This window comes from Micrococcus sp., assembly GCF_030523875.1.
Classification (GTDB): Bacteria; Actinomycetota; Actinomycetes; order Actinomycetales; family Micrococcaceae; genus Micrococcus.
The window spans coordinates 1-4,789 of the sequence record NZ_JAUNHR010000066.1; the positions used below are offsets into that span (position 1 = coordinate 1).

Here is a 4,789-nt window from a genome sequence, read left to right on the forward strand (position 1 = left end):
CGCACCCTGCGCAGGGTGCGTCGCCGTCGTCGTCTGCGGGGCGGGCTCCGGCCGCCGCGACAGGCGTCCACGACGCGCCGTCGTCGCGACACGCCGCCCCCCAGGCCGCCACCTCCTATCCTGTGGCCAGGATCACCCGGCGCCTGAGCCCGGTCCTGACGTCCGGAGTGCCCGGCGTGCCCTCCTCGAGCAAGGGAGCAACCCCATGTCCCGCACCACACCCCGCCTCGCGGCTGCCGTCCTCGGCGTGTCCCTCACCCTCGGGCTCGGCGCCCTGCCGGCCCATGCTGAGGAGGCCACCCGGGCTGTGCCGTACGCGTCCACCCTCTCCGTCGCCTCGGACGAGTCGCAGACGCCGGAGGAGGTGTTCTCGGAGGTCGTGCTGCGCGCGGTCGACCGCCACGGCGAAGAGGTCGAGCTGGGCGGGCCTTTCTGGTCCCTCCTCGGCTTCGGCGGAGGGGAGGAGGAGTGGGGCGACGGTGACGTCGAGGACCTGTGGCCCGAGCTGACCCCGGAGGAAGAGGACCGGCTCGAGGAGATCTTCGCCCTGTGGGACGAGGACCCGAACGCCCCGCTGACCGCGGAGCAGGAGGCGCTGCTGGCCAAGGCGGGCCTCGAGAACCCGTGGGGGGACCTCACCGACGAGGAGATCGCAGCGCTCGAGGAGATCTGGGCGCTGCTGGACGAGGATCCCGAGGCCGAGCTGACCGCGGAGCAGGAGGCGCTCCTGGAGAAGGCGGGCGGGGGTGACCTGTGGCCCGAGCTCACCGACGAGGAGGAGGCCCAGCTAGAGGAGATCTGGGCACTGCTGGACGAGGATCCCGAGGCCGAGCTGACCGCGGAGCAGGAGGCGCTCCTCGAGAGGATCGGGTGGTCCACCGAGCCCCTGGATCCGTCCGAGTACCTCACCGAGGACCAGCTCGCGGCCCTGCAGGCCTACGGGGACACCACCTGCATGTACGCAGGGGACGCCTTCGTGGCCACCCTCGCCGACCTCTTCAGCCCCGATGCCGCAGTGTGGGCGGAGCCGATCGACGAGTCCGCCGACTGGGTGCTCGTCGTGGGCCGCACGCCGTGTGCCGACCTGACCCCGGCCGAGCTCTCGGTCCAGGAGGACCTGCGGATCGAGCTCCTCGTGGACGGTGAGACGGAGAGCGTGACCCGCGTGCTCGTCACGGACCCTGCGCTCCTGGCGGAGTGGGGCCTGGACGAGGCCGCCGCGGACGAGGAGCACGTTGGGGAGCCGGCTCCTGCGTCCCCCGTGAGCTCGGACGAGGAGCCCCCCGCCCGTGGGGACACCGCTGAGGCCCCCATGCCCACCGAGCCCGCACACGCCGTGGACACCGAGCAGGCCGAGGAGGCCGAGGAGCAGCACCGCAGGCCTGAGGTGGTGCAGACCGGTGACGGCGCCCAGTGGTGGGCGCTCGCCGGCGTCGCGGTGGGTGCGAGCGTGCTGCTGCGCATGCGACGCGCGTTCGCGGTGCGCTGCGGCCGCGGGCCGGGCCGGGGTGGGGCGCCCCTCGTGTGAGGGGCGCCCCACCGTCGTCAGGGCTCCGAATGCCCCGCGAGCGGGCCTGAAGGCCTAGACTTGACCCCTGATCCCGAGCTCGCGCGCGCTGACGTGCGCGCCTCAAAAGCCGCAGAATCAAGCGGTTCTCAACTGATAGAGGACGTGAACTGACGTGACAGCGACCCAGGAGCCGACCACCGAGCACGGCCCCACCGTCCACGACCACCTCGTGGAGGCCATCAACTGGAACCGCATCCAGGACGAGAAGGACACCGAGGTGTGGCAGCGCCTCGTGAACAACTTCTGGCTGCCCGAGAAGGTGCCGCTGTCCAACGACGTCCAGTCCTGGAACCAGCTCACCGACGACGAGCGCCTCCTCTCCATGCGCGTCTTCACCGGCCTGACCCTGCTGGACACCATCCAGGGCACCGTGGGCGCCGTGTCCCTCATCCCGGACGCCATGACGCAGCACGAGGAGGCTGTGCTCACGAACATCGCGTTCATGGAGTCCGTGCACGCGAAGTCCTACTCCTCGATCTTCTCCACGCTGGCCTCCACCAAGGAGATCGACGAGGCCTTCCGGTGGTCGCGGGAGAACGAGAACCTGCAGCGCAAGGCCCAGCTGATCCTCGAGCGCTACGACGGCCAGGACCCGTACAAGAAGAAGATCGCCTCCACCCTGCTGGAGTCCTTCCTCTTCTACTCGGGCTTCTACTGGCCCATGTACCTGTCCTCGCACGCGCGCCTGACCAACACGGCGGACCTGATCCGCCTGATCATCCGCGACGAGGCCGTCCACGGCTACTACATCGGCTACAAGTACCAGCGGAACATCGAGACGCTGCCGGAGGAGAAGCGCGAGGAGCTCAAGGCCTTCACGTTCGAGCTCATGTTCGAGCTGTACGAGAACGAGGTCGAGTACACCCACACGCTCTACGACGCGGTGGGCCTGGCCGAGGACGTCAAGAAGTTCCTCCACTACAACGCCAACAAGGCCCTGATGAACCTGGGCTACGAGGCGATGTTCCCGGCCGAGACCACCAACGTGAATCCGGCCATCCTCTCCGCGCTGTCCCCGAACTCGGACGAGAACCACGACTTCTTCTCCGGCTCCGGCTCCTCCTACGTGATCGGCAAGGCCGAGGCCACCGAGGACGAGGACTGGGACTTCTGATCCCGCCCGCCTGAGGCTCCCCGGACGTCCCGTCCGCAGGCCATCACGACGCCGGCCCCCCCCCGGCCCAGCGATGGTGCGGGCCGGCGTCGTAGTGGGGGGGGTGCGCCCCCCCGCCCGCCCCGCCGGCGGCCCTCCCCGCGGGCGCCCCCCCCCCGCCCCGGGGGGGGGGGGGGCCGGCGTCGTCGTGGGGGAGGGGTGCCACCGGCCACTGGATGGCAGGGTTTTGTCACATGACGACATATGACGGGGGCCGCGCGGGTGCGACGACGTCCTCCACATGCCCATGGCCCTTGTCGATGTGATGGGCATCTCAGGAGCCGAGTGGCGCGGACGGTGGTGCGCTACGCTCGAGCCCAGCTTCAAGAGAAGCGGCTTTCGGATCCGCCCCGGCGGGTCCACGTGGTCCCAGGACGAGCCGCTCGCCAACCCCATGTTCACGGGTGGTACTGGACCGAGAAGCGGCCCGTCTCCGTCGGGAGGACGCCCCAGGGCGCCCCGACGCCTGGAGGCCGGGCAAGAGCAGCGTCGAAAGGAACCCCCCGCCGGTCGCCCGGCTCCCCGCGCCCAGCGCCTTCGCCGTCCTGCCCGGACGGCCCCCGTCCTTGCCTCAGCTCCGGCCGACGCGCCCGCGTCCCGGGGGCATCATCACCACAGGAGACATCCCATGCCTCAGCCCCAGAACCTCTCCCGCCGCTCCTTCGCCGGCCTCTCCCTGGCCGCCGTCGGCGCGTTCGCCCTCACGGCGTGCAACTCGCAGGCCCAGGACTCGTCCGCCTCCGGCGACTCCCAGAAGGTCATTGTCGGCGTCGTGTCCGAGAACGAGACCCACCGCGCCCTCGCGAAGCTGGCCAAGGAGAAGCACGGGATCGACGTCGAGATCCGCAACTTCACCGAGTACACCCAGCCGAACCCGGCGCTGGACAACGGCGACATCGACATGAACTGGTTCCAGCACATCGCCTACCTGGCCGACTACAACCAGTCCGCGGGCAAGGACCTCACCCTCATCGGCACCACGGAGATCATCCCGCTCCCGCTGTACTCCAAGGTGTACGACGACGTGTCCAAGTTCCAGAAGGGCGACACCGTCGCCATCCCGAACGACACCGTGAACCAGGCGCGCGCCATCAACGTGCTGGTGGAGGCCGGTCTGCTCACGCTCAACAAGGAGACCATCCGCCCCGAGCCCCGCGACATCGACGAGGCCGCCTCCACGGTGAAGGTCCAGCCGGTGGCGGCCCAGCAGACCGTGAACGCGCTCGAGTCCGTGCAGGGCGCGGTGATCAACAACACCTTCTCCGCCGACGCCGGGATCGACACCAACACGGCCCTCTACAAGGACGACCCCTCGGCCGACTCCGCCAAGCCGTTCGTCAACGGCTTCGCGGTGCGTCGCGAGGACCTGGAGAACGAGACCTACAAGAAGATCGCCGACCTGTACCACGAGCAGGCCGTCCTCGACGAGTCGGCCAAGCTCTCCTCGGGCACCTCGGTGCCGGTGCAGCTGGAGTCCGAGGAGATCGAGGAGACCCTGAAGCAGTACCAGGACGTCATCGCGGAGCAGGGCGCCTGATCCGTGGCAGGATCGCACACCCCTGAGCAGGGTCAAGCTCGCCCGGGACGCCCCGTCGAGGGTGCCCCGGGCGAGCCGGTGATCGTCTTCGACCACGTCAGCCGTGTCTTCGACGGGCGCGACGGGGCCGTCAAGGCCGTGGACGACGTCTCCCTGACCGTGAACCGGGGGGAGGTGTTCGGCGTGATCGGCTTCTCCGGAGCCGGCAAGTCGACCCTCATCCGCATGATCAACGGTCTGGAGAAGCCGACCTCGGGCACCGTCACGGTGCTCGGGGAACAGGTGTCCCACCTCTCCGAGGCGAAGCTGCGTCCCCTGCGGACCCGCATCGGCATGGTGTTCCAGCAGTTCAACCTGATGCACTCCCGCACCGTGGCCGGGAACGTGAACTACGCGCTCGCCACGGCCGGCTGGCCCTCGGGCCAGCGCAAGGCCCGGGTGGCCGAGCTGCTCGACTTCGTCGGGCTGTCCGCGAAGGCCAAGCAGTACCCCGAGCAGCTCTCGGGTGGGCAGAAGCAGCGTGTCGGCA

4 protein-coding genes are annotated in these 4,789 nt (G+C 69.7%); all 4 read left to right on the forward strand.

What is annotated here, in order from left to right; translation table 11 throughout:
• Nucleotides 1-205: 205 nt before the first annotated feature.
• On the forward strand, nucleotides 206-1,528 hold the full coding sequence (locus Q4D18_RS08945) for a hypothetical protein (RefSeq protein WP_303127479.1): 1,323 nt from the start codon (nucleotides 206-208) through the stop codon (nucleotides 1,526-1,528).
• A 154-nt stretch (nucleotides 1,529-1,682) separates the two neighbouring features.
• Nucleotides 1,683-2,684, forward strand: coding sequence for a class 1b ribonucleoside-diphosphate reductase subunit beta (gene nrdF / locus Q4D18_RS08950; RefSeq protein WP_303127481.1), 1,002 nt, complete (start codon nucleotides 1,683-1,685; stop codon nucleotides 2,682-2,684).
• 667 nt (nucleotides 2,685-3,351) lie between these two features.
• A complete protein-coding gene (locus Q4D18_RS08955) occupies nucleotides 3,352-4,260 on the forward strand; it encodes a MetQ/NlpA family ABC transporter substrate-binding protein (RefSeq protein ID WP_303127483.1) in 909 nt (302 codons plus the stop codon).
• Nucleotides 4,261-4,338: 78 nt separating this feature from the next.
• The coding region (locus tag Q4D18_RS08960) for an ATP-binding cassette domain-containing protein (RefSeq protein WP_303127486.1) at nucleotides 4,339-4,789 on the forward strand (451 nt) is incomplete at its 3' end.